General features: G+C 40.3%; 15 protein-coding genes. 9 read left to right on the forward strand and 6 right to left on the reverse strand.

The genetic code is table 11. From position 1 onward, the window contains the following. Positions 1-3 precede the first annotated feature (3 nt). From Q4575_RS02365 to Q4575_RS02375, 3 genes are read right to left on the reverse strand one after another with little or no spacing between them, the layout of a single operon-like run. Complete coding sequence (locus Q4575_RS02365; RefSeq protein WP_303521218.1) at positions 4-1,284, reverse strand: FecR family protein; 1,281 nt, start codon at positions 1,282-1,284, stop codon at positions 4-6. Positions 1,285-1,293: 9 nt separating this feature from the next. Then, the gene (locus Q4575_RS02370) at positions 1,294-2,664 is read right to left on the reverse strand and encodes a surface lipoprotein assembly modifier (protein WP_303521219.1); all 1,371 of its coding nucleotides are present in this window, start codon (positions 2,662-2,664) and stop codon (positions 1,294-1,296) included. Between the two features lie 49 nt (positions 2,665-2,713). Then, on the reverse strand, positions 2,714-3,541 hold the full coding sequence (locus Q4575_RS02375) for an MBL fold metallo-hydrolase (RefSeq protein WP_215963339.1): 828 nt from the start codon (positions 3,539-3,541) through the stop codon (positions 2,714-2,716). 266 nt (positions 3,542-3,807) lie between these two features. Here Q4575_RS02375 and Q4575_RS02380 point away from each other — a divergent pair, with 266 nt between their 5' ends. Then, positions 3,808-5,691, forward strand: a complete 1,884-nt coding sequence (locus Q4575_RS02380; RefSeq protein ID WP_303521220.1) for a methyl-accepting chemotaxis protein — start codon at positions 3,808-3,810, stop codon at positions 5,689-5,691. Between the two features lie 85 nt (positions 5,692-5,776). Here Q4575_RS02380 and Q4575_RS02385 read toward each other — a convergent pair whose 3' ends face one another. Then, complete coding sequence (locus Q4575_RS02385; RefSeq protein ID WP_215963341.1) at positions 5,777-7,975, reverse strand: malate synthase G; 2,199 nt, start codon at positions 7,973-7,975, stop codon at positions 5,777-5,779. A 156-nt stretch (positions 7,976-8,131) separates the two neighbouring features. After that, entirely contained in the window at positions 8,132-9,067 is a 936-nt protein-coding gene (locus Q4575_RS02390) for a LysR family transcriptional regulator (protein ID WP_215963342.1), read from the reverse strand. A 150-nt stretch (positions 9,068-9,217) separates the two neighbouring features. Here Q4575_RS02390 and Q4575_RS02395 point away from each other — a divergent pair, with 150 nt between their 5' ends. The 8 genes from Q4575_RS02395 (at position 9,218) to Q4575_RS02430 (ending at position 19,615) form a co-directional block, all read left to right on the forward strand. Further along, positions 9,218-10,813, forward strand: a complete 1,596-nt coding sequence (locus Q4575_RS02395) for an isocitrate lyase (RefSeq protein WP_215963343.1) — start codon at positions 9,218-9,220, stop codon at positions 10,811-10,813. A 152-nt stretch (positions 10,814-10,965) separates the two neighbouring features. Continuing rightward, positions 10,966-11,373 carry a VOC family protein gene (locus tag Q4575_RS02400; RefSeq protein WP_303521221.1) on the forward strand — a complete coding sequence of 136 codons (408 nt, stop codon included), beginning with the start codon at positions 10,966-10,968 and terminating at the stop codon, positions 11,371-11,373. A gap of 134 nt (positions 11,374-11,507) precedes the next feature. After that, positions 11,508-13,214 (forward strand): lysophospholipid acyltransferase family protein, encoded by a 1,707-nt coding sequence (locus tag Q4575_RS02405; protein WP_215963345.1) that lies wholly within the window; start codon positions 11,508-11,510, stop codon positions 13,212-13,214. 62 nt (positions 13,215-13,276) lie between these two features. Then, the gene (locus tag Q4575_RS02410; protein ID WP_215963346.1) at positions 13,277-14,107 is read left to right on the forward strand and encodes a UDP-2,3-diacylglucosamine diphosphatase; all 831 of its coding nucleotides are present in this window, start codon (positions 13,277-13,279) and stop codon (positions 14,105-14,107) included. A 198-nt stretch (positions 14,108-14,305) separates the two neighbouring features. Beyond that, entirely contained in the window at positions 14,306-16,396 is a 2,091-nt protein-coding gene (gene ppk1 / locus Q4575_RS02415; protein WP_252736730.1) for a polyphosphate kinase 1, read from the forward strand. After that, positions 16,389-17,918 carry an exopolyphosphatase gene (locus tag Q4575_RS02420; RefSeq protein ID WP_303521222.1) on the forward strand — a complete coding sequence of 510 codons (1,530 nt, stop codon included), beginning with the start codon at positions 16,389-16,391 and terminating at the stop codon, positions 17,916-17,918. Before ppk1 ends, Q4575_RS02420 begins: the two co-directional genes overlap by 8 nt. A gap of 105 nt (positions 17,919-18,023) precedes the next feature. Then, positions 18,024-18,557: a phosphatase PAP2 family protein gene (locus Q4575_RS02425; RefSeq protein ID WP_215963348.1), complete on the forward strand. Its 534-nt coding sequence runs from the start codon at positions 18,024-18,026 to the stop codon at positions 18,555-18,557. Positions 18,558-18,571: 14 nt separating this feature from the next. Next, entirely contained in the window at positions 18,572-19,615 is a 1,044-nt protein-coding gene (locus Q4575_RS02430; RefSeq protein WP_303521223.1) for an MJ1255/VC2487 family glycosyltransferase, read from the forward strand. 48 nt (positions 19,616-19,663) lie between these two features. On the opposite strand, the gene thpR is transcribed toward Q4575_RS02430, so the two are convergent. Beyond that, the gene (gene thpR, locus Q4575_RS02435) at positions 19,664-20,215 is read right to left on the reverse strand and encodes an RNA 2',3'-cyclic phosphodiesterase (RefSeq protein ID WP_215963350.1); all 552 of its coding nucleotides are present in this window, start codon (positions 20,213-20,215) and stop codon (positions 19,664-19,666) included. Positions 20,216-20,251: the final 36 nt, after the last annotated feature.

Genomic DNA, 20,251 nt, shown 5'->3' on the forward strand with positions numbered 1-20,251 from the left:
TTGCTACTTTATGGTGAAAGTACCCTTGACATTAATGTCAGGATTGGCAATTTCTTCCAGCGTAAAATCACCAATTATTGAGTCTAATCCGTCAAGAAAGTCTACTTCTATATCGCCATCGGCTAAGTTGTCACCATGGGAGGCATAGGTTATATCTAGGTCAATTTCATCAATATTTATGACACCATCAAAAGTCGCAAACCATTCGCCACCAGCGTCGTCAAAAGACATATTGCCTTCAGGGACTGTGCCTTTGTCAAAGTCGATGGTCATTGCAACTTGGAAGTTACTTACAGGACCTACCGATGATTCTAACGAAGAATTAGCAAGTTGGTTATAGGTGAAATCCCCTGTTCGTTCTGCTAAAAGCTCTTCAATAGGTGTGGTATCTAAGGAGTTAAAATCGTCTGTTGCTAAAAATGATTCGTCTTCAATCAGATTATCTGCATCCTCTTCAACTGTAGTTGCCACTTCTTGTGCTTGTTCAACTTCAGAATCGATTTCTGCTTCATCTTCAGCATCGGTGTTTTCTTCGGAGTCGGAATCAGCCTCAACCGTAATTGACGCAACGACAGTAGTGGTTGCTACCGTGCTACTTGTACTCTCTTCTTGGGTTTCTTCTTCTTCTTCCTCTTCTTCATTCTGATCGATATCGTCGGCTTCCGTTGTCATGCCGGTTTCAAATGTTTGAGGGGGTTCGATAAATGTGGTTACTTTGCCCTGAGGATCAATACTGGCGTAGGAGTAGCCTTCATTCTGTCCGAGGGATAAAGTGCTACCCGACTGATCACCAGAGGTAATGTCTAAATCCACCGCTCCGTCCCATACAGCAACCCAAATTGTGCCGCCAACGATTTCTACTTCATAGTGAGTTCCGCGAATACCGATACTGCCCACAGGGGTTTTTAATTTGTAATCACCGCTTTCAGCTTTAATTGAACCGGTAACTGAACGTAGGCCACCTTTCACAAGTTCCATAACAACCGAACCACGACCATTGTCGTCGCTAAACTTGTAGTCGGAGATAAGGAGTTCACTATTTTCTTTTAATGCAATCATGCCGCCGTCGGTCATACGTAACTGAGCTTTTGCATTAGCACCTGTTGAAACGACATCGCTGCTATAAATCGGCGAACGGCGTTTTAATTTTCTGGTATCTGCACCGGAAGACGAAATAGCGCTTACCTCACCACGAGTTACGAGAGTCTTTCCCGCTGCGGTTTGGGCTTGGCTGTTTGATATAAACATTAAGCCTGATAATAATAGTACTGAACGAATTAACATGTACGTCTCCTAAAATCGATATTGCCAACTGCCGGCCACTTCCAAGCGGTCGTAACTAAATAGCTCTACATTACTCTCTTTGTTCTGTACATTTATCGAGAGCTTTAATTGTAGCTTATCTGATGAATTAAACAGCAGCTGTGAAGATAAGGCAGTCATTACCTCATCTCTTATTTCTTTAAATAGTGGGTGCTCGTCGTCATACTTGTGGTTTTCAACCATGATATAACTGTTGCTAACTAAGGTATTGGTGATTGGCCAAGTAACTTGGTATGTAACACCCATAGTGTCTTTACTATTGTAATTACTTGCTTGATCGTCGGTAACATCTTGTTGCCAATGTCCAATTATGGTGTGCAGTAGCTTTGTTTTGTATTGGAACGAACCGCTAATTTTGGTTCGTGTCATGTCAAGCTGGGGATTAACATCATTGGCTATTTTTGAATAGTTACCGCCTAAACGATAACTGGTTTTGCGACTGGTGTTCTTCTGAAAAAATAACGAAATACCATTCTCTGTGCGGTAAGGCCCTATTTCTTTTTCAACATTGCCCGTTAAGTCTTCAACACTTGTGGCTTGTTCAACTTCACGCCACAGTGGCCGAGAAAAACCTGCGACTGATACTTTTCCACGCAACAATTCTTGCTCATAGGCGAGATTAAACCCAGCTTGAAAACGTTGATATTGAGTTTGTTGTGCATAGCCAAAATAGCTTGCCAATACATCAATTTTTAACCATTGATATTGGCTGATAGGGTGCTGATATCCTGCCATATAATTTACAGAATAACTCAAGTCACGTGTTGCTCTTGAAGTGTCAAATAATTGAATCTCGCCGATATTAGGTAATGTAATCGTTTTTTGGTCTGTACCGCTATTTACGTTGTTATCATATGCAATACTTGACGATACTTGCTGATACCAGGTTAAATTACGATTGACTAAAATTCTTTCAACACGGTTATGTAAAGCTTCTGTTTTTTCGCGTTGTGTTTGGGTTAACGGGCGTGTTAATAGGCGCTCTAACTCGGCGGCTGCGGCATGAAGGTTATCTACTTTTAGATAACTAGAGGCTAAATAGTAGCGACTCAAATAAGAACCTGGTTTGGTTAATAAAACCCGTTCAAAAGCAAAAACTGCTTCTTGATATTTTTCACTGCCGTAGGCCGCTAAACCAACTAATAAATCAAATTCAGGGTCACCACCGTATTCAAAGGTTTGGTCGTCACCATATTGATATGCAGCAATATAATCTTTGGCTTTTAATAATGAATTAAGTTGTTTTATCACTTCGGTAAAAGAGGGCTGTTCCGCATGTAGTTGTGCAGTCATCCCTAAAGCAGCGATTAAACAATATATCCTTGCCATACTTTTTAACATTTTAAACCTAGAATTATTTTCAATTAGTTACCAAATTTGATTGAGCCTTTTATAAAGTCAGGCTCCTCCCTTCTTTTGCAAAAAAGAAACTATAAGGTGGTTTCTCACCGAGTATTCTTGCCGTTAAATCATCAAGCTGATCATCTGTTCTTAGTGGGTCGTGGCTAAATAAACACAATAGCTTAACGTTAGCCAACTCTGCTAAGTTTAGTGTTTCATCAATGGATGAATGACCCCAACCAAGTTTATCATTCATTTCATGTGCTAAATATTGTGCATCATGAATTAACATATCTGAGTCTTCGCAAAATTTAACCCAATCTTGGACACCATGTTTATTATGACTTTCAGGGGCTAATAACTCGTTGTCAGTCGCGTATATTAACAGCTTATTGTCACAAAATATCCTAAAGGCTGTGCCACCGTCCGGATGATTCATTTTCATCGACTGAATATGAAAGTCACCAATGTCGTATCCTTCTGAAAAATCTGTCTTTTTTATCGTAATTGTCGAAGGCACTTGATGATATTTAACCGGGAAATAACTTTTGGACATTTGGTCTAATATCGCCGTATCGTGCTGAGTATCGGTTTGACCGGGGTAAATGGTGATTTGACTGTTCTTTTTAAAGACAGGCGAGAAAAACGGAAATCCCTGTATATGGTCCCAGTGATGGTGACTCAACAAAATATTGATTGGCAGTGGGTAATCGCTAAATTCACAACTGGCGATCCGTAAACCTGTGCCCGCATCTAATATTAGCTTTTGGCCATTATTACTTTCCAGTACGGTGCAAGGCGTATTGCCTCCATAGCGGCTGGTTTCCTTTCCTGGCGTTGGAACCGAACCCCGAACACCATAAAACGTAACTTTCATTAGATAACTACCCCTATAATAAGTATGATTTTTATACGCCAAAGCCGCTGATATTACAATTGAATAACGCCATATATGCTTGAACTTTCCTATAAAACTAGTTTTTTTGTTAGGTGAACTAGAAAGATCGGTAATATTTGTTATACCTAAATGAAGTTGCACTAAATTGAATTAGGACATCATTTCTATTAATGACTGACTAAAATAGTCCGATAAAGCTTAACTAACACCATCCTAAATCATAAACTTTATAGAAAGGCTTCTATATGAACTTATTGACAAATTTAACTATTAGAGCGCGCCTGCAGGTAAACGCAGTCGTGATTGCTCTGGCTTTACTTACGCTATTTGCTTTGATGCTGATTAACCTAACTAAAATGAATGATTTGGGACAAGCGCTAGTAAAGGTGGAGTCGCTAAATTCTCAAGTATTAATGTTACGTCGAAATGAAAAAGATTTTCTCGCGAGAAAAGAGCTTAAATACGTCGATTTGTTTACTAAGAATTCTGCTCTTTTATCAAAACAAATTGCAGAACTAGGTGTTATGACCTCTGATTTGGGTATTAAAGCATCCGAACTAGACACCTTTGCTCAAATATCTGAGCTCTACACGAAGCAGTTTGTCGAAGTGAGTCAGTTTCAACAGAAAGTCGGCTTGGATTCAAAAGATGGATTATATGGCGAACTACGAAATGCTGTGCATGATGTCGAGGATATTTTAAAGAGTAATCAGACTCATAGATTATTGGTTGATATGTTGCAATTACGCCGAACAGAAAAAGACTTTATGTTACGTCGAGATGCCAAGTACCTTACGGTATTTGACGAACAAATGACGCATTTTTATAAAGACATAGATAATGCCGATCTAACGGGCGACACCGCAACCCGAATTAAAGCGTCTTTGGATATCTATAAAGAAAAATTTTTAAACCTAGCGAAAGCGGAAAAAGCGATTGGTTTAAACGCGCAGTCTGGCCTTTTAGGTCAACTGCGTGGGACGATAACGCAAACTGAAGACAGCTTGAGTGCGATTAAAAGCAAACTTGAAACTAGCCTAGAGCAGGCAATTAGTACCGCAACGATTACGGCTATTATCGTCTTTATCGGCGCTATGATTTTTGTCATGGTAGTTGTTTATTACACGAGTCAGAGCATTATTAGTCCAATATTGGCGGTTAGAAATGCAATCTCTCATATACGAACTAAAAAAGATCTTACCTGGCTTGTTAAAACAAAAGGTAAAGACGAACTGGTTGAGTTAGGTGAGGATGTTAATACGCTTATAAGTGATTTTAAACATTTAATTTACAACGTAAATAAGGCGTTAACTACATTGGATAATGCCACGGTAGAACTTGCTGAGAATGCCCAAGATACTTTAGATGGGATGGAAAAGCAGTTCCAAGAAAGTGATATGGTCGCGACATCGGGCGCCGAAATGCAGGCAACAGTTTCAGATATTCATCAAAATACCCAATTAGCCACAGCGACCGCAAATAAAACCGGAGAATTAGCTGATAGTGGCTCGAACGAGGTTGAACAGACGTCGAAAAATATTAACGAACTGGCCAGTCAGTTACAGGAAGCCTTATCACAAATTGAAAAACTAGAACAAGACAGTCAATCAATTGGTACTGTTTCAGACGCTATCCGGGGGATTGCTGAGCAAACAAACTTATTGGCGTTGAATGCAGCGATTGAAGCTGCGCGTGCTGGAGAACAAGGTCGGGGTTTTGCTGTGGTTGCCGATGAAGTTAGAAACCTTGCGATGCGTACACAAGAGTCCACAAGTGAAATTGAAACTATCATTAATTCTTTGCAGATGAGTACTCAGACTATCGTTGCTGTTGTGACACAGTGCCATAAATACGGAATTGAATGTTCAGAGCAAGCTAACCGTGCGGGTGAGTCGCTTAAGTTAATTTCAAGTCACGTGCAGGAAGTGGTGGATATGAATAGTCAAATTTCCAATTCACTGCAGGAGCAAGATGAAGTCGCGACAGAAATGAGTAAACACGTTATTCAAATACGAGATATTGCCGAACGCAGTCAAATGAGTGCAGCGACGAATGCTGAAGCAAGCCAAGATATTGCTAAGCAAGCAGCAATATTACATGAAGAAATTGAGCGATATAAAGTGTCTTAGTGAGCTCAAGGGCAGGTATATTAAATGAATAAAATGGGGCCACAGTGGCCCCATTTTAGTGTTAGCGATTGGTCATTTACTATGCTTAACCAGCCATTTGTGCGGGTGTAGCTTGCGCTTGTTTTTTGGCTAATCGAGCTTGATGCAACAAAGGTTCAGTATAACCACTTGGTTGTGTTGTTCCCTCTAATACAAGATTTAATGCAGCATTAAAAGCTATGGACGAGTCAAAATGAGGCGCCATAGAAACATAACTTTTGTCATTGTGGTTTTGTTTGTCTACGATTACCGCCATCTTTTTGAAAATGTCGACTACCTGTTGTTTATTGCATAAGCCGTGATGTAGCCAGTTGGTGATATGTTGGCTTGATATACGACATGTCGCCCGATCTTCCATTAAGCCCACATTATTAATGTCTGGCACTTTAGAACAACCAACTCCTTGGTCAACCCACCGAACCACATAACCGAGAATTCCCTGAGCATTATTTTCGATTTCAGCGGTGATCTCTGTTTGTGTAAGCTGTTCTTCATCTTGCAACAAAGGTATTTGCAGGATCTGATCAATATTTGACTTACAGCGTGTCAGTAGCGACTCCTGAACCGACCCAACATTGATTTTGTGATAATGCAATGCATGTAACGTGGCTGCCGTTGGTGAAGGCACCCACGCTGTTGTTGCTCCAGCTTGAGGGTGGGCTAGTTTGGCAACCATCATGGCTTGCATATGATCTGGGATAGGCCACATACCTTTGCCGATCTGAGCTGCGTGGTGAAACCCAGTTGCTAATCCGTAGGCCACATTTGATTGTTCGTAAGCATCTAGCCAAGGTTCAGTTTTAATTTGAGCTTTTGGTAAAAATGGGCCCGCCAACATGCTGGTATGAATCTCATCACCTGTACGGTCTAAAAATCCAGTATTGATAAAGACTACTCGTTCAGCCGCTTCGGCTATACATGCCTTCAAATTCAAAGAGGTTCGACGTTCTTCGTCCATAATTCCCATTTTTATGGTATGGCGAGGAACGTCGATTAGGTCTTCTATGTCGTCAAATAATTGATTTGCAAATGCGACTTCTTCTGGGCCATGCATTTTGGGCTTAACGATATATATTGACCCTTTTTGCGAATTTTTGATTGTGGCATCAACAGGTTTAAGCAAATCGATTTTACCAATTAAGCTAGTAATTACGCCATCCAAAATGCCTTCAGGCATTTCTTTTTGGTTATATAAGACTGCAGGGGTTGTCATTAAGTGGCCAACATTGCGGACAAACATCAATGAACGACCACTTAAACTAAGTGAATTGCCATTGTTACCAATAAATTGCAGATCTGGATTCATTTTGCGGAGGATTGACTTACCCCCTTTATTTACTTCAGTTGATAAATCCCCCTGCATTAACCCAAGCCAGTTTTTATAAACTTGCACCTTGTCTTCGCCATCAACAGCTGCAACTGAATCTTCACAGTCCATTATTGTACTGATTGCCGACTCAACTTTGATGTCTTTGATATGGGCTAAATCGGTTTTACCTATAATATGGGTATCGTCGATTTCGATGTAGAAATGCAAATTGTTATGTTTAAACAAAAGATGGGTTGGTGCATGAGGCAGGCCACGGTATCCCGCAAATAGCGTTGGGGTTTCTAGTGGTGCAATTTGACCGGCAACCTTAAGTTTTAGTTGACCTAGTTCAATGTCAAAACCTAAAACATCTTCCCAACTTGCGCCAGATATTGGCACTATGTCATTTAAAAAGGCTCTACCATAGGCAATAACCTGTTCTCCGCGAATTGGATTGTAATGTGCGCCAGGTTCTGACCCCGTATCATGAGGAATAACGTCTGTACCATAAAGTGCATCATATAAACTTCCCCATCGAGCATTTACTGCATTTAGGGCATATCGCGCATTCATTACGGGCACAACAAGTTGTGGACCGGCAATTTCCGACAACTCATTGTCGACGTTTTTCGGGCTGATAGTAACGCCATCTGGCTCTGGTAACAGATAGCCTATGTCACTTAAAAAGCGTTTATATTCCGAAAATTCAAATGTTGGGTTTGATTGATGATACGCATCAATTTGGCTTTGCAATGTTTCACGCTTATCTAACAAGGCCTCATTTGTGGATATATGTTTGCCTAGTAGCTGCTCAAAACCCGTCCAAAATGCATCTGGTTGTAACCCCAAGTGTTTTAATACGGAGTTGTTTACGAATTGATACAAAGCTTCGTCAATCGATAGATTGTTAAATTGAATGTGTTCTACGTCCTGCATAATATAAGACCCCAACGGAAATTTAGATAACAATTGATATTAAATGGAAATGCCTATATTTAAACAGTTTAGTGTTTTGATGTTTGTCATTCACGCTATGAATAATGGTGCTAAGGTATTTCTTTTAAACAAGTTTATGGCTCCAAAATGACCAAATTACTGTTTGGCACCTACATCTACGATAAGGCGTCTTAACCAAATATGCCCAACATCGTGGTGCAATAGTGGAGACCAGGCCATCTTTAAGGCTATTGGCGGAATGTCAAATGGCGGGTCCATCACGCATATCATGGGGTTATCGGCATAAAGCTCGGTTGCTTTGGTTGGTAACGTTGCAATTAATTGCTGTTCTTTGGCAAGCCACATGGCCATGTGGTAATGCCGTGTAAACACGCTGATGTCTCTTTTTTTATCTAGCTTTGCCAACTCTACGTCAACCCAACCAAGCTTTTGAACTTCGTTTGGATCAATACCTACACCAACGCCAAAGCCGGTTTTGCTCACCCAAACGTGCTTTGAACTTAAGTATTTATCTAAGTCAAAATCGGGCAAACATGGATGGTCGTTGCTTACCATGCAAGAGAAAGTATCGTACCAAATTACTTTTTGGTGGAATGACAACGGCAACTCTTCGAACCGGTTGATCGCCATGTCTACTTTACCAAGTTCTACATCGTGAAAGCTCACATCCGAAGGCGTTACAATATCTAAAGTGAGGCTAGGAGCCTTTGTTCTAAGCTCGCCAAGCACTTTAGCAAGCAATGTTGTTTCGGCGTAATCACTGGCCATGATTCGAAAAGTGCGATTTGAAGTTAGCGGATCAAACTCGGTTTCAGGTTGAATTGTCGCTTCAAGCTTAGACAGTACATCACGGACCACAGGTTGTAACTGCAATGCCCGGGCTGTAGGCATCATGCCCTCTGAGGTGCGAACAAGTATTGGATCTGAAAACAAATCCCTAAGTCTTTTTAAGCCATTGCTCATCGCAGGTTGAGTGATTGAAAGTTGATCTGCCGAGCGAGTTACGTTTTTCTCTCGTAATAATACATCCAGATATACCAATAAATTGAGATCGATTTTACTAATATTCATGCTGTGAATTCCGTAAATGAGATTTATCTATTTGATGAATCCTAGTGCAATACCCTAGAGTTGTCATCAACAAATGCAAACAAGTTTTGTTTTATCTCGACAAACCTTGTTGAGTTTCAATTATTAAAATAACAACTCGAGGAATCGACTATGTCTGTTTACACAAATGAAATTGAACTATTAGAAGCCATCCGTAGCCAGAATGGCGAAAGCTGGAGCGCGATTAACCCAGAGCACGCAGCAAGAATGCGTACGCAGAATAAATTCAAGACTGGATTGGACATCGCCAAATATACAGCCGCAATTATGCGCCAAGACATGGCAAATTATGACGCAGATTCAAGTCAATACACTCAATCGTTAGGTTGCTGGCATGGATTTATCGGCCAACAAAAAATGATCTCTATTAAGAAACATTTCAATAGCACTGACCGTCGTTACCTTTACCTATCAGGTTGGATGGTAGCAGCACTTCGTTCAGAGTTTGGGCCATTACCTGATCAATCGATGCATGAGAAAACCTCTGTATCGTCGCTAATTGAAGAGCTTTATACCTTTTTACGCCAAGCCGATGCTCGTGAAATGGGTGGCATCTTCCGTGAAATAGATAAAGCGCGTGAAGCGGGAGACCAAGTGCTAGAACAAAAATTGCAAAATGAGATTGATAATCACCAAACGCACATCGTACCAATTATTGCCGATATCGATGCTGGTTTTGGTAATGCCGAAGCAACTTATTTACTCGCTAAAAAGATGATTGAAGCGGGAGCGTGTTGTATTCAGATTGAAAACCAAGTTTCAGATGAGAAACAGTGTGGTCACCAAGATGGTAAGGTCACAGTGCCCCATGAAGATTTCCTAGCAAAAATTAGAGCGGTACGTTACGCATTTTTAGAACTGGGTGTTGATGATGGTGTTATTGTCGCCCGCACAGATTCATTAGGTGCAGGTTTAACAAAACAAATCGCAGTAACAAATACACCGGGTGATTTAGGTGATCAGTACAATAGCTTCTTAGACTGCGAAGAAGTTTCTGTTGCCGATATGAAAAATGGTGATGTGGTGTTAAATCGTGATGGCAAGTTGTTGCGTCCTAAGCGTTTGGCTTCAAACTTATTCCAGTTTAAACCGGGAACTGGTGAAGACCGTTGCGTTCTAGATTCAATTACATCACTACAAAACGGCGCTGATCTGTTGTGGATTGAAACAGAGAAACCGCATATTGGTCAAATTGGTGGAATGATCAACCGAATCAGAGAAGTCGTTCCAAATGCGAAATTGGTTTATAACAACAGTCCATCGTTTAACTGGACACTAAACTTCCGCGAACAGGTGTTTGATGCCTGGGTTGAAGAAGGGAAAGATGTAACAGGTTACGAGCGTGCAGATTTAATGAGTGCAATTTATGATGCAACAGAATTGGCAAAAGAAGCTGATGAAAAGATCAGAACGTTCCAAGCTGACGCAGCCAAAGAAGCGGGTATCTTCCACCATTTGATTACGCTACCAACGTACCACACTGCTGCATTGTCTACTGATAATCTAGCCAAGGAATACTTTGGTGACCAGGGCATGTTAGGTTATGTAGAAAATGTTCAGCGTAAAGAAATCCGTCAAGGTATAGCGTGTGTTAAACACCAAAACATGGCCGGCTCGGATATGGGTGATGACCATAAAGAATACTTTGCCGGTGATGCAGCACTTAAAGCTGCAGGTGACGACAATACAATGAATCAATTTGGCTAATCTGGTTTCCCAACCAATAATCATTTTGTCATGAGTTTAAAGTCAGCATTCGCTGACTTTTTTTTGTTTAAAATTTATTATTAGCTCGCTTTATCGTTAAAATTAAAACCAACTATACTCAAAACATCCCACTGCAAATCGAGCAACTTAATATGGCACTTAATATCATTGGGATTGATCATATTGTACTTCGTACCAATAACTTGTCGGGTCTTGTTTCATTTTATTCTGACATTTTAAACTGCCCAATTGAGCGTGATAGAACAGAAGAATTGGGCTTAATACAATTGCGTGCGGGTCATTCGTTAATTGATATTATCGATATATCAGGCGAGCTTGGTCGAGAAGGTGGTGGTGCGCCATGTAAACCCGTTAATCTCGATCATTTTTGCTTAACTGTAGCTGACGCTACAATAGAGCAAATCAGTCAACATATAAAAACACACTCCCAGTCTCCTCCGCAGTTTGAGGTTCGGTATGGCGCGGGCGGATATGGCCCCTCCATTTATATTCAGGACCCTGATGGCAATACTGTAGAGCTAAGAGCCACCAGTGATTAGCAGTATAAATCTGCCGCGATAATCTGCGTTATATTTCAATTTGACAACTTTCATCTCGTTGCAATGTTACGGTCACGGAACTGTCATTTTGGCAGACTACATTGACCAGGTAATGTAGTTATGGAATGTAATATATGATTTCGGTAGAAAATGTCGTTGCGGAAAATTTCCCAGCAATTGAGTCAGGTAGCCCGTTTTTAAAGAACTCGTTTTTGCGTTTTTTAAGGTTTATCTTCCACGAATCTGAATTCCAACGTTTTGAACAAACTTATCCACATCTCGTCGGTGTTGATTTTGTCGAACAAGCACTAGAATTTTTCGAATTTGGGTTTATCACCAAAGATCGTGAATTAAGGCATATCCCTTCGACAGGCAAAGTTGTGGCAATTGCCAATCATCCAATCGGCAGCTTAGACGGATTGGTTTTACTTAAAATGTTTTGCAATATTCGAAGAGATGTAAAAGTGGTTGCCAACGACATTTTGTGGGCGATAAAACCGCTGCGACCTTTATTGCTTCCGGTAAATAACATGGGCAATAAAACTGCCAAAGAAAACATGAAAGCGATTGAAAATCACCTTGTCGATGGTGGCGCATTGTTAATCTTTCCCGCTGGTGAAGTGTCACGAATGTCAGCAACAGGTGTTAAAGACGGTAAATGGAAAAACGGCTTTTTACGATTTGCTAAAAAAACACAAGCGCCAATTTTGCCCATTCATATTGATGGCAAAAACTCTGCGTTCTTTTATGGTTTGTCGATGCTGGCAAAACCGGTGTCAACGCTGTGGCTAGTTCACGAAATGTTTAAAAAACATGACCAAGAACTTAGAGTGAGAATTGGAAAACCAATAAGTTACGCTACCTATACTAATATTCCTGTTGAGAACAAACAGCTCGTTAAGTTGTTCAAGAAACATTTATACAAATTATCAAAGAAAAAAACCTTACCCATTTTTTCTGAGCAATTAGAAAGTATGGCCCACCCCGAAGATCGAAAACAGCTGAAGTCAGCACTCAAGCTAAGTGAGCTTATTGGCACAACCAGTGATGGTAAATTGATCTACAACTTTACTCACGACAGTGATTCGTCGGTTATGCGTGAATTGGGACGGCTTAGAGAGCTTACATTTAGAGCGGTCGGTGAAGGTACAGGCTTAAGAAGAGACATCGACAAATACGACAATATCTACGACCACATTATTTTATGGGATGACGAAGAGCTCGAAATTGTAGGTTCATACCGAATGGCACCAACCAAACGTGTTAAGGAGTTTCACTCCCACATTGGTTTATACACAGATACGCTGTTTGATTTAAGCCACTTAACGGATGAAATAGTACAACGTGGGCTAGAGCTAGGACGAAGCTTTGTGCAACCCAAATATTGGGGCAAACGTAGTTTAGATTATTTGTGGCAGGGCATTGGTGCTTATTTGGCGAAACACCCTGATATTCGATATTTATTGGGGGCCGTCAGTGTCAGCAATGACTTAAATATGGAAGCAAAAACCAGCTTGATCCGATTTTATCAGGCCTATTTTGGCAGTCGTGGACCAATTGTTTATGCCAAAACACCATTTTTGTTACCAACCGATAGCGGCCTTCACTTTAATGGAGATGACTATCAAACCGAATTTACCTTACTAAAACAAAAAATGAAAGATGAAAACACTAGTGTTCCAACGTTATATAAACAATATTCAGAACTGTGTGACGACGGCGGAACCCAGTTTTGTAGCTATAACGTTGACCCAGACTTTTCAGACTGTATTGATGGATTTGTGCTGGTGGACATTGAAAAAATGAAACCCCAAAAGCGGAAACGCTATCTGCAGAGTTAAGCGTGAGAAATAAGTCTGTAGGAATAACTTTGTAGATAATCAGGATAACGAAAGGATCTGTTATGAGCCAAGCCAATTATATTGCCAAGAATCATCACCGCACCATTTGGTTGTCGGATATTCACTTAGGATGCCGTGATTGCAAAGCGGAATTTTTACTAAACTTTCTACATGACAACACCGCTGATAGAATATTTTTGGTCGGCGATATTGTGGATTTTTGGGCGTTGCAACGTCGAGTTTACTGGCCAGAAACGCATAATCAAATACTTAATCTGATATTGCAACGGGCGCAGGAAGGCGTCGACGTTTTTTATCTACCAGGTAATCATGACGAACTCATGAAGCCTTATGTTAAACAACTTTTTGGTAATGTGCAGATACATTCTGAGTTTATTCATACCACAGTCACGGGCAAAAAATTATTGATGTTACATGGCGATAAATATGACTCCGAGGTGTGTTTTGGTAAGTTTCATGCCAAATTGGGTGATGCCTTATATGATGTTTTGCTGTGGTTAAACCGGCAATGCCATGCAGTCCGAAAACGTTTAGGATTACCTTATTGGTCAATGGCGTCTTACATTAAAACGAAGGTTAAAAAGGCCAATGAAGCAATCCGTAGGTACCGTGACGCCGCGATAGCTGACGCCAAACGACAGGATGTTGATGGCATAGTGTGTGGTCATATCCATTATCCTCAAATGGAAATGGTTGACGGCACTTTGTATTGTAATGACGGTGACTGGATTGAAAACTGTACCACCATGATAGAAAGTCAATCAGGGAACTTAAAGCTGCTTCGATGGAAAGATGGTGAAAATAAAACTGAAGTATTGAGCCAAATGAACTGGGGTGAGCGGCTGTCAAAACTAGACGAAGCTGCGGCGTAATATCGAGGTTATAGCAGACGTAAAGAATACGTATTTACGCCACTGTTTTGGTCATAAATTGTTCATAAAGTTTTATGTCTGTCATACAAATTTCACATTTCTGAATTATAGTTAATATTATGGCGGCATATCTTGTCGCTTTCATTTCTTTTATAGAATCATAGGTTTATTACCGATTGGTATGATGTAGGACAGTCGATGAATGTAAGCATTGATAAAGAACAGAAGTATTTTCCTAAAGAGCTGAGTTGGTTAGCGTTTAATGCACGCGTACTGCAAGAAGCTGCAGATAAAAATAATCCAGTTATTGAGCGTATTCGATTTTTGGGGATCTATTCGAGCAATATGGACGAGTTTTATCGTGTTCGTGTCGCCAATGTCCGAAGGAAAATCATTATATTTAATAACAGTGCCGATCTTGATGCTGCTGCCGACACGGAACTACTGATGGCGCAAATCCAGCGACAAGTAGCGGAATTAGGCGCAAAATTTGAAATCGTATTTCAGCAAATTGTTAAAGAGCTTAAAAAAAACCACATCTGTCTAATTGAGCAACCTCAAATTAACGACAAACAACGTCATTGGCTAAAAGGTTTTTTTGATAACAAAATACTGCGCCATATTGCGCCCATTATGATTGAAAAAAAGGTCGATCTGGTTGGCCGACTAAATGATTCCTCGGCCTATTATTACGTCGCAATTCATCGTAATGACAAACCGACCAAATATGCCACGTTGGAAATACCCACCGACAAGATGTCACGCTTCGTCATCCTGCCGCAGGAAAAAGGAGACAAAGACAAACGCATTATCTTGTTAGACGATGTCATACAGCTATTTATTGAGTCTATTTTTCGAGGGTTTATTAAGTTTGATCAAATAGAGTCCTATTCATTTAAAATGACCCGAGACTCTGAATATTCCATTAATGATGACATAGTCGATTCCTACGTAGAAAAGATGTCTGACAGCATGAAGCAACGTCTAATTGCCGAGCCTGTGCGGGTTATCTACGACGGCGCAATGCCGCCGGAAATGGTAAAAAGTTTAAAAAAGCATCTTAAACATTCATCGTATGACAATCTAATTGCTGGTGGGCGTATTCGCAACGTATCTGACTTTATTGGATTCCCCAATATAGGTCGTAAAAATTTAGAAAACCCACCACTACCAGCGATTACAAGTAAGCAGTTTAGTTGTTTTGATACGGTGTTTGACGCAATTTCCCACGCCGATATTTTATTGTATTACCCATATCACCGCTTTTTACACTTCACTGAGTTTGTCCGCCAGGCGGCGTTTGACCCTTTTGTAAAGCATATTCGTATTACTATGTACCGCATTGCGCCAAATTCTCGAATCGTCAGTTCGCTCATTGATGCCGTGGATAATGGTAAAATGGTCACCGTAGTCATGGAACTGCGTGCTCGATTTGATGAAGAGGCGAATATTGCATGGGCAAAAACCATGACAGATGCCGGTGTGCGTGTCGTATTTGGTAATCCCTCATTTAAAATCCACACTAAGGTATGCGTGATCAGCCGCGAAGAAAAAGCACAGCTTGTTCATTACACTCATATTGGTACCGGTAATTTTAATGAAAAAACGGCTAAGGTTTATACCGATTTTAGTTTATTTACCAAACGTGAAGACCTCTCATTAGAAGCAATATCGGTATTTGAACTCATTCAATTACCTTACCGCCAACAAAAATTTCGCCATTTAATGGTTTCACCAATCAATTCTAAAGAAAAAATATTGGCTTTGATTGATCAAGAAATTATAAATGCACAGGCGGGCAAAGTTGGCGCGGTCACATTTAAAGTGAATAACTTGGTAGACAACGACATTATCGATCGACTTTATCTAGCCAGTGAAAATAATGTCAAAGTACGTGGAATTGTGCGTGGTATGTGTGCCCTGCGGCCCGGAATTAAGGGGTTGAGTGACAACATTCAAATTATTAGCGTGGTTGACCGGTTTTTAGAGCACCCTAGAGTCATGTTGTTTCATAATGACGGCGACCAAAAAACGTATATATCATCGGCAGATTGGATGTTGCGCAATATGCGTGATCGAATTGAAGTCGGCTGTCCGATTTATGACCCCGTTTTGCAAGAACGCATTAAATATTTGCTCGAATTGCAATTTAAGGACACGTTAAAGGCCCGAGTTATCGACAAAAACCAAGTAAATGGGTATGTTAGGCGAGGAAACCGAAAAAACCTTCGATCACAGATCGAAGCCTATCATTACTTGAAGCACTTGGAAAAAATCGATAATGACTGAAATAACAACGGCATTTGATGAACTGGATCTCCGTAACTCGACTAAAATAGCCGTTTTAGACATAGGCTCAAACAGTTTTCATCTGGTTGTCGTACGTATTATTTCAGGCACGGTACAGGTACTGCACAAAGTAAAACAAAAAGTACGTTTAGCAGAAGGGCTATCAGAAGAGTGTTATTTATCTGAAGAAGCGATTCGTCGTGGTCTTGATACGCTCAAAATGATGGAAAAGAGCATTAGTGGCTTTGATCCAGATTCGGTTCGAATTGTTGGTACTTACACACTTCGTAAAGCACGTAATGCATATAAATTTATAAAAGCAGCGCGGAAAATAATTCCTTATCCGGTAGAAATTATTTCTGGGCAGGAAGAAGCTCGCTTAATTTTTAATGGTGTTGCTCACACACACCAATTACCACAAAATTCACTCATTGTTGATATTGGCGGTGGTTCGACAGAATTTGCGTTAGGAAAAAATCAAACACCTCAAATATTGAGAAGTTTGGATATGGGCTGTGTCAGTTATACTCAACGTTTTTTTGTTGATGGCAAGATTACCCATAGTAACTTTTCAAAAGCAATAACGGCTGCTCAACAACAACTTGAAAAAATTGAAGATAAGTTGTTAAAGGCGACGTGGCAACAAACGCTAGGTACGTCAGGCTCAATTGAAAGTATTATTACTAGTGCGGATAATAATGTTGATTTAGATGATTTTGAATTGACCCTGGAACACTTGGAAAAGTTGCGCGCATATTGCGAGCAAGTTGGTGAAATAGACGCTTTGCAACTTGGTGAAGTTAACGACCAACGTATACAAGTTTACCCCGCTGGGTTGGCGATATTAACGGCTATATTTATTAGTTTAGGTGTCGATAAATTAAGTTTTTCAAATTCAGCGCTGCGTGAGGGGGTCATCTATGAAATGGACGACTCTTTACACCACGATGATATTCGAGAGCATTCTATTCAAAGCTTAGCAACACGGTATGATGTTGACATCGAGCAAGCAAATTTAGTGTTAAACACGTGTTTTAATTTGTTTAAACAAGCCAAAGAAGATTGGTCATTAAATACCAAACGAGTTAAAGATTTACTCGGGTGGTCGGCACTTTTACACGAAATTGGATTACACATTCACTCGCGCGGTGTCCAAAAACATTCAGCTTATATTTTACAGCATGCTGACCTACATGGCTTTAATGCTGAACAACAAACCTTCCTGTCGCTATTGACGCGCTTTCACCGTAAAAAAATCCGCTTAGCGGAGTTACCAGAACTAACTCAATTTCGACAAATTGAATTACTGCAATGTATGATTATTTTACGTTTGTCCGTGCTCTTAAATATTAAGCGACAAGCAAACTTTATCCCCGACATCAAATTTGAAGTCGATGATCACAGTATGTTTTTAACTTTCCCAAAAGGGTGGTTGGCGGACCACCCTGTAATAGCAGCAGACTTGAAAATGGAACAAGTGTATCTGGCTAATATTGGCTTCAAACTCAAATTTGGCGAATAACGTTCTGATGTCACAAAGTTGTCGCGCGGTGTTCACATAATCGACATTTAAATTTTCTAATCTAATCACACTTGAAACCTTTTATACCTTAGTAAGGGGTACAGCATGGCAAGTGTAATTAGAGATGGAAAGCTTCAACAATTAGATACATTTTTGTTTTATAAGTGTCATCTATTATCGAACAACCCGATTAAAAACCTCAGTGTCTGGGTTTCACGCACTGGTGACGGCTATTTGTACTTCGCGATAGCACTGTTGATCTTGTGGGCTGGAACGCCGCATGGAGAATCGTTTTTTTATACGGCACTCGCCGCTTTTGCAATTGAAGTTCCAATTTACATCAGTTTAAAAAACCTCGTAAAACGAAACAGACCTTTTAATAAATTACAAGCATTTCAATCTCATATAGCACCTTCTGATAAATTTAGTATGCCGTCTGGACATACCGCAGCCGCGTTTGTTTTTGCCTCCATTGTTGCAACGTATTATCCAGAGTTTGCGGTTTTAGCTTATTGTTGGGCGAGTTTAATTGGTTTAGCAAGGGTATTACTTGGGGTGCATTTTCCTGGTGATATTTTAGCTGGTGGTTTGTTGGGTTATGGTTGTGCTCAAGCAGCATTTGTTCTATTGGCAATCTAGGATTAAGGACAAAAATGAGAATATTATACGGCATTCAGGGTACTGGCAATGGCCATATCACAAGAGCAAGAGTTATGGCGAAGGCGCTTGCTGCGCAAAACGTAGATGTAGATTATGTATTTTCGGGCAGACCGCGAGACCAATATTTTGATATGGAGCGATTTGGTCAATATCGTACTTTTGACGGACTGACGTTTAGCCATGATCACGGCAAGATAAATTATTTAAAAACGGCAAGCAATGCCAAACTGTTTGGCTTGATAAAAGACATCCATCAGTTGGATGTCAGTTGCTATGATTTAGTACTTAATGATTTTGAGCCAGTTTCTGCATGGGCAGCAAAAAAGGCGGGTATTGCCGTTATTAACATTAGTCATCAAGCCGTGTTTAACTATGAACAGGTTCCTGCAAAGGGCATGAATTGGATTAATAAGCAGATCCTAAAATATTTTGCACCGGCTGACATTTCCTTAGGTGTGCATTGGTTTCATTTTGGCCAAGCTATTATTCCCCCTTTTATCGAAAGAGAAACACCTACGAGCGCTTTATCTGAAGATATTTTAGTGTATATGCCATTTGAAGAGCTTGATGAGATTAGTGATTTGTTGAACGGCCAACATGATCACAATTTTGTTGTTTACCATCCTTCAATAGAAAAGGATGTTGATACCCGAGCAATTAAATACCGAAAACCGTGTCGTCAGGGATTTTTACGAGACTTAGAGTCATGCGCTGGTGTTATTGCGAATGCCGGGTTTGAACTCTCTAGCGAAGCACTGTGCGTGGGTAAAAAGTTATTGCTAAAACCACTAGATGGCCAATTTGAACAAGCCTCTAACGCTGAAACTTTGAGCTTGTTGGGACTTGCGAATGTGATGACCGGTTTAGATGACGCCGTTTTGGAAACTTGGTTGCAACAGGAATCGAAAGACGCAATTAATTATCCGAGTGATCCAACCCCCCTTATTGATTGGCTATTGGCAGGCGACTACAAAAATCCAGAAAAGTTATGCCAAAGTTTATGGCAACCAATATTAATGCCTCAATTTGTAAGGTGATCGCTGTTTTAATTGAGGTGCAATGGGAAGTTTTGCACCTCGAAGCCGTTAAAGCGTATAAGACAATCGTTTGATATAGCTAGGTGGCTTACCAAATGTTGAACTTGAAACTGATTCAAATAAATGGAATTGGTCAAAACGCAGTTTTAATTTTGGCGTTTGTACATCTATCGGCGTGTTTTCGAGGTGCTTGCGACATAAACTAATATGTGGACGGTATTCGCTATGGTGTTGTGGCAAAGATAACTTGTTGTTAACCGATCTGCAGCGTTTTGCTAAAGTCATGAGCGTGTCCGTTTTGGTCACTCCGAGATATAACACCTGTGGTTTCAAAAATGTACCAAGCTCTGCTATTTCGGCTGTTACTAAGCTTCTTGAAAACTCATTCGACTCTGATACTTTTTGCAGCAATAAGTCCAAGGATTCCATTTTACTAGCTGGAATATGCCCCAAAAATGACAGGGTAATATGGTAGTTTTCCATTGGTACTGGCTTGCCAGGCAAAAAGCTTAAATGAGTTTCACGCCAATGATTTATTGCAAGTTTTGTTGTTTTATCGAGCTCTAATCCGATAAACATTCGACTCTGACCTTGTGACATAAAATTCCTTAAATGTTTGCCATTGGGGTATAATAG

This window comes from Psychrosphaera sp. 1_MG-2023, assembly GCF_030548245.1.
Taxonomy (GTDB): domain Bacteria; phylum Pseudomonadota; class Gammaproteobacteria; order Enterobacterales; family Alteromonadaceae; genus Psychrosphaera; species Psychrosphaera algicola.

Coding starts and splice junctions, on each gene's coding strand:
- Q4575_RS02365 (WP_303521218.1), bottom strand. CDS start 1,284: ATGTTAATTCGTTCAGTACTATTATTATCAGGCTTAATGTTTATATCA.
- Q4575_RS02370 (WP_303521219.1), bottom strand. CDS start 2,664: ATGTTAAAAAGTATGGCAAGGATATATTGTTTAATCGCTGCTTTAGGG.
- Q4575_RS02375 (WP_215963339.1), bottom strand. CDS start 3,541: ATGAAAGTTACGTTTTATGGTGTTCGGGGTTCGGTTCCAACGCCAGGA.
- Q4575_RS02380 (WP_303521220.1), top strand. CDS start 3,808: ATGAACTTATTGACAAATTTAACTATTAGAGCGCGCCTGCAGGTAAAC.
- Q4575_RS02385 (WP_215963341.1), bottom strand. CDS start 7,975: ATGCAGGACGTAGAACACATTCAATTTAACAATCTATCGATTGACGAA.
- Q4575_RS02390 (WP_215963342.1), bottom strand. CDS start 9,067: ATGAATATTAGTAAAATCGATCTCAATTTATTGGTATATCTGGATGTA.
- Q4575_RS02395 (WP_215963343.1), top strand. CDS start 9,218: ATGTCTGTTTACACAAATGAAATTGAACTATTAGAAGCCATCCGTAGC.
- Q4575_RS02400 (WP_303521221.1), top strand. CDS start 10,966: ATGGCACTTAATATCATTGGGATTGATCATATTGTACTTCGTACCAAT.
- Q4575_RS02405 (WP_215963345.1), top strand. CDS start 11,508: ATGATTTCGGTAGAAAATGTCGTTGCGGAAAATTTCCCAGCAATTGAG.
- Q4575_RS02410 (WP_215963346.1), top strand. CDS start 13,277: ATGAGCCAAGCCAATTATATTGCCAAGAATCATCACCGCACCATTTGG.
- ppk1 (WP_252736730.1), top strand. CDS start 14,306: ATGAATGTAAGCATTGATAAAGAACAGAAGTATTTTCCTAAAGAGCTG.
- Q4575_RS02420 (WP_303521222.1), top strand. CDS start 16,389: ATGACTGAAATAACAACGGCATTTGATGAACTGGATCTCCGTAACTCG.
- Q4575_RS02425 (WP_215963348.1), top strand. CDS start 18,024: ATGGCAAGTGTAATTAGAGATGGAAAGCTTCAACAATTAGATACATTT.
- Q4575_RS02430 (WP_303521223.1), top strand. CDS start 18,572: ATGAGAATATTATACGGCATTCAGGGTACTGGCAATGGCCATATCACA.
- thpR (WP_215963350.1), bottom strand. CDS start 20,215: ATGTCACAAGGTCAGAGTCGAATGTTTATCGGATTAGAGCTCGATAAA.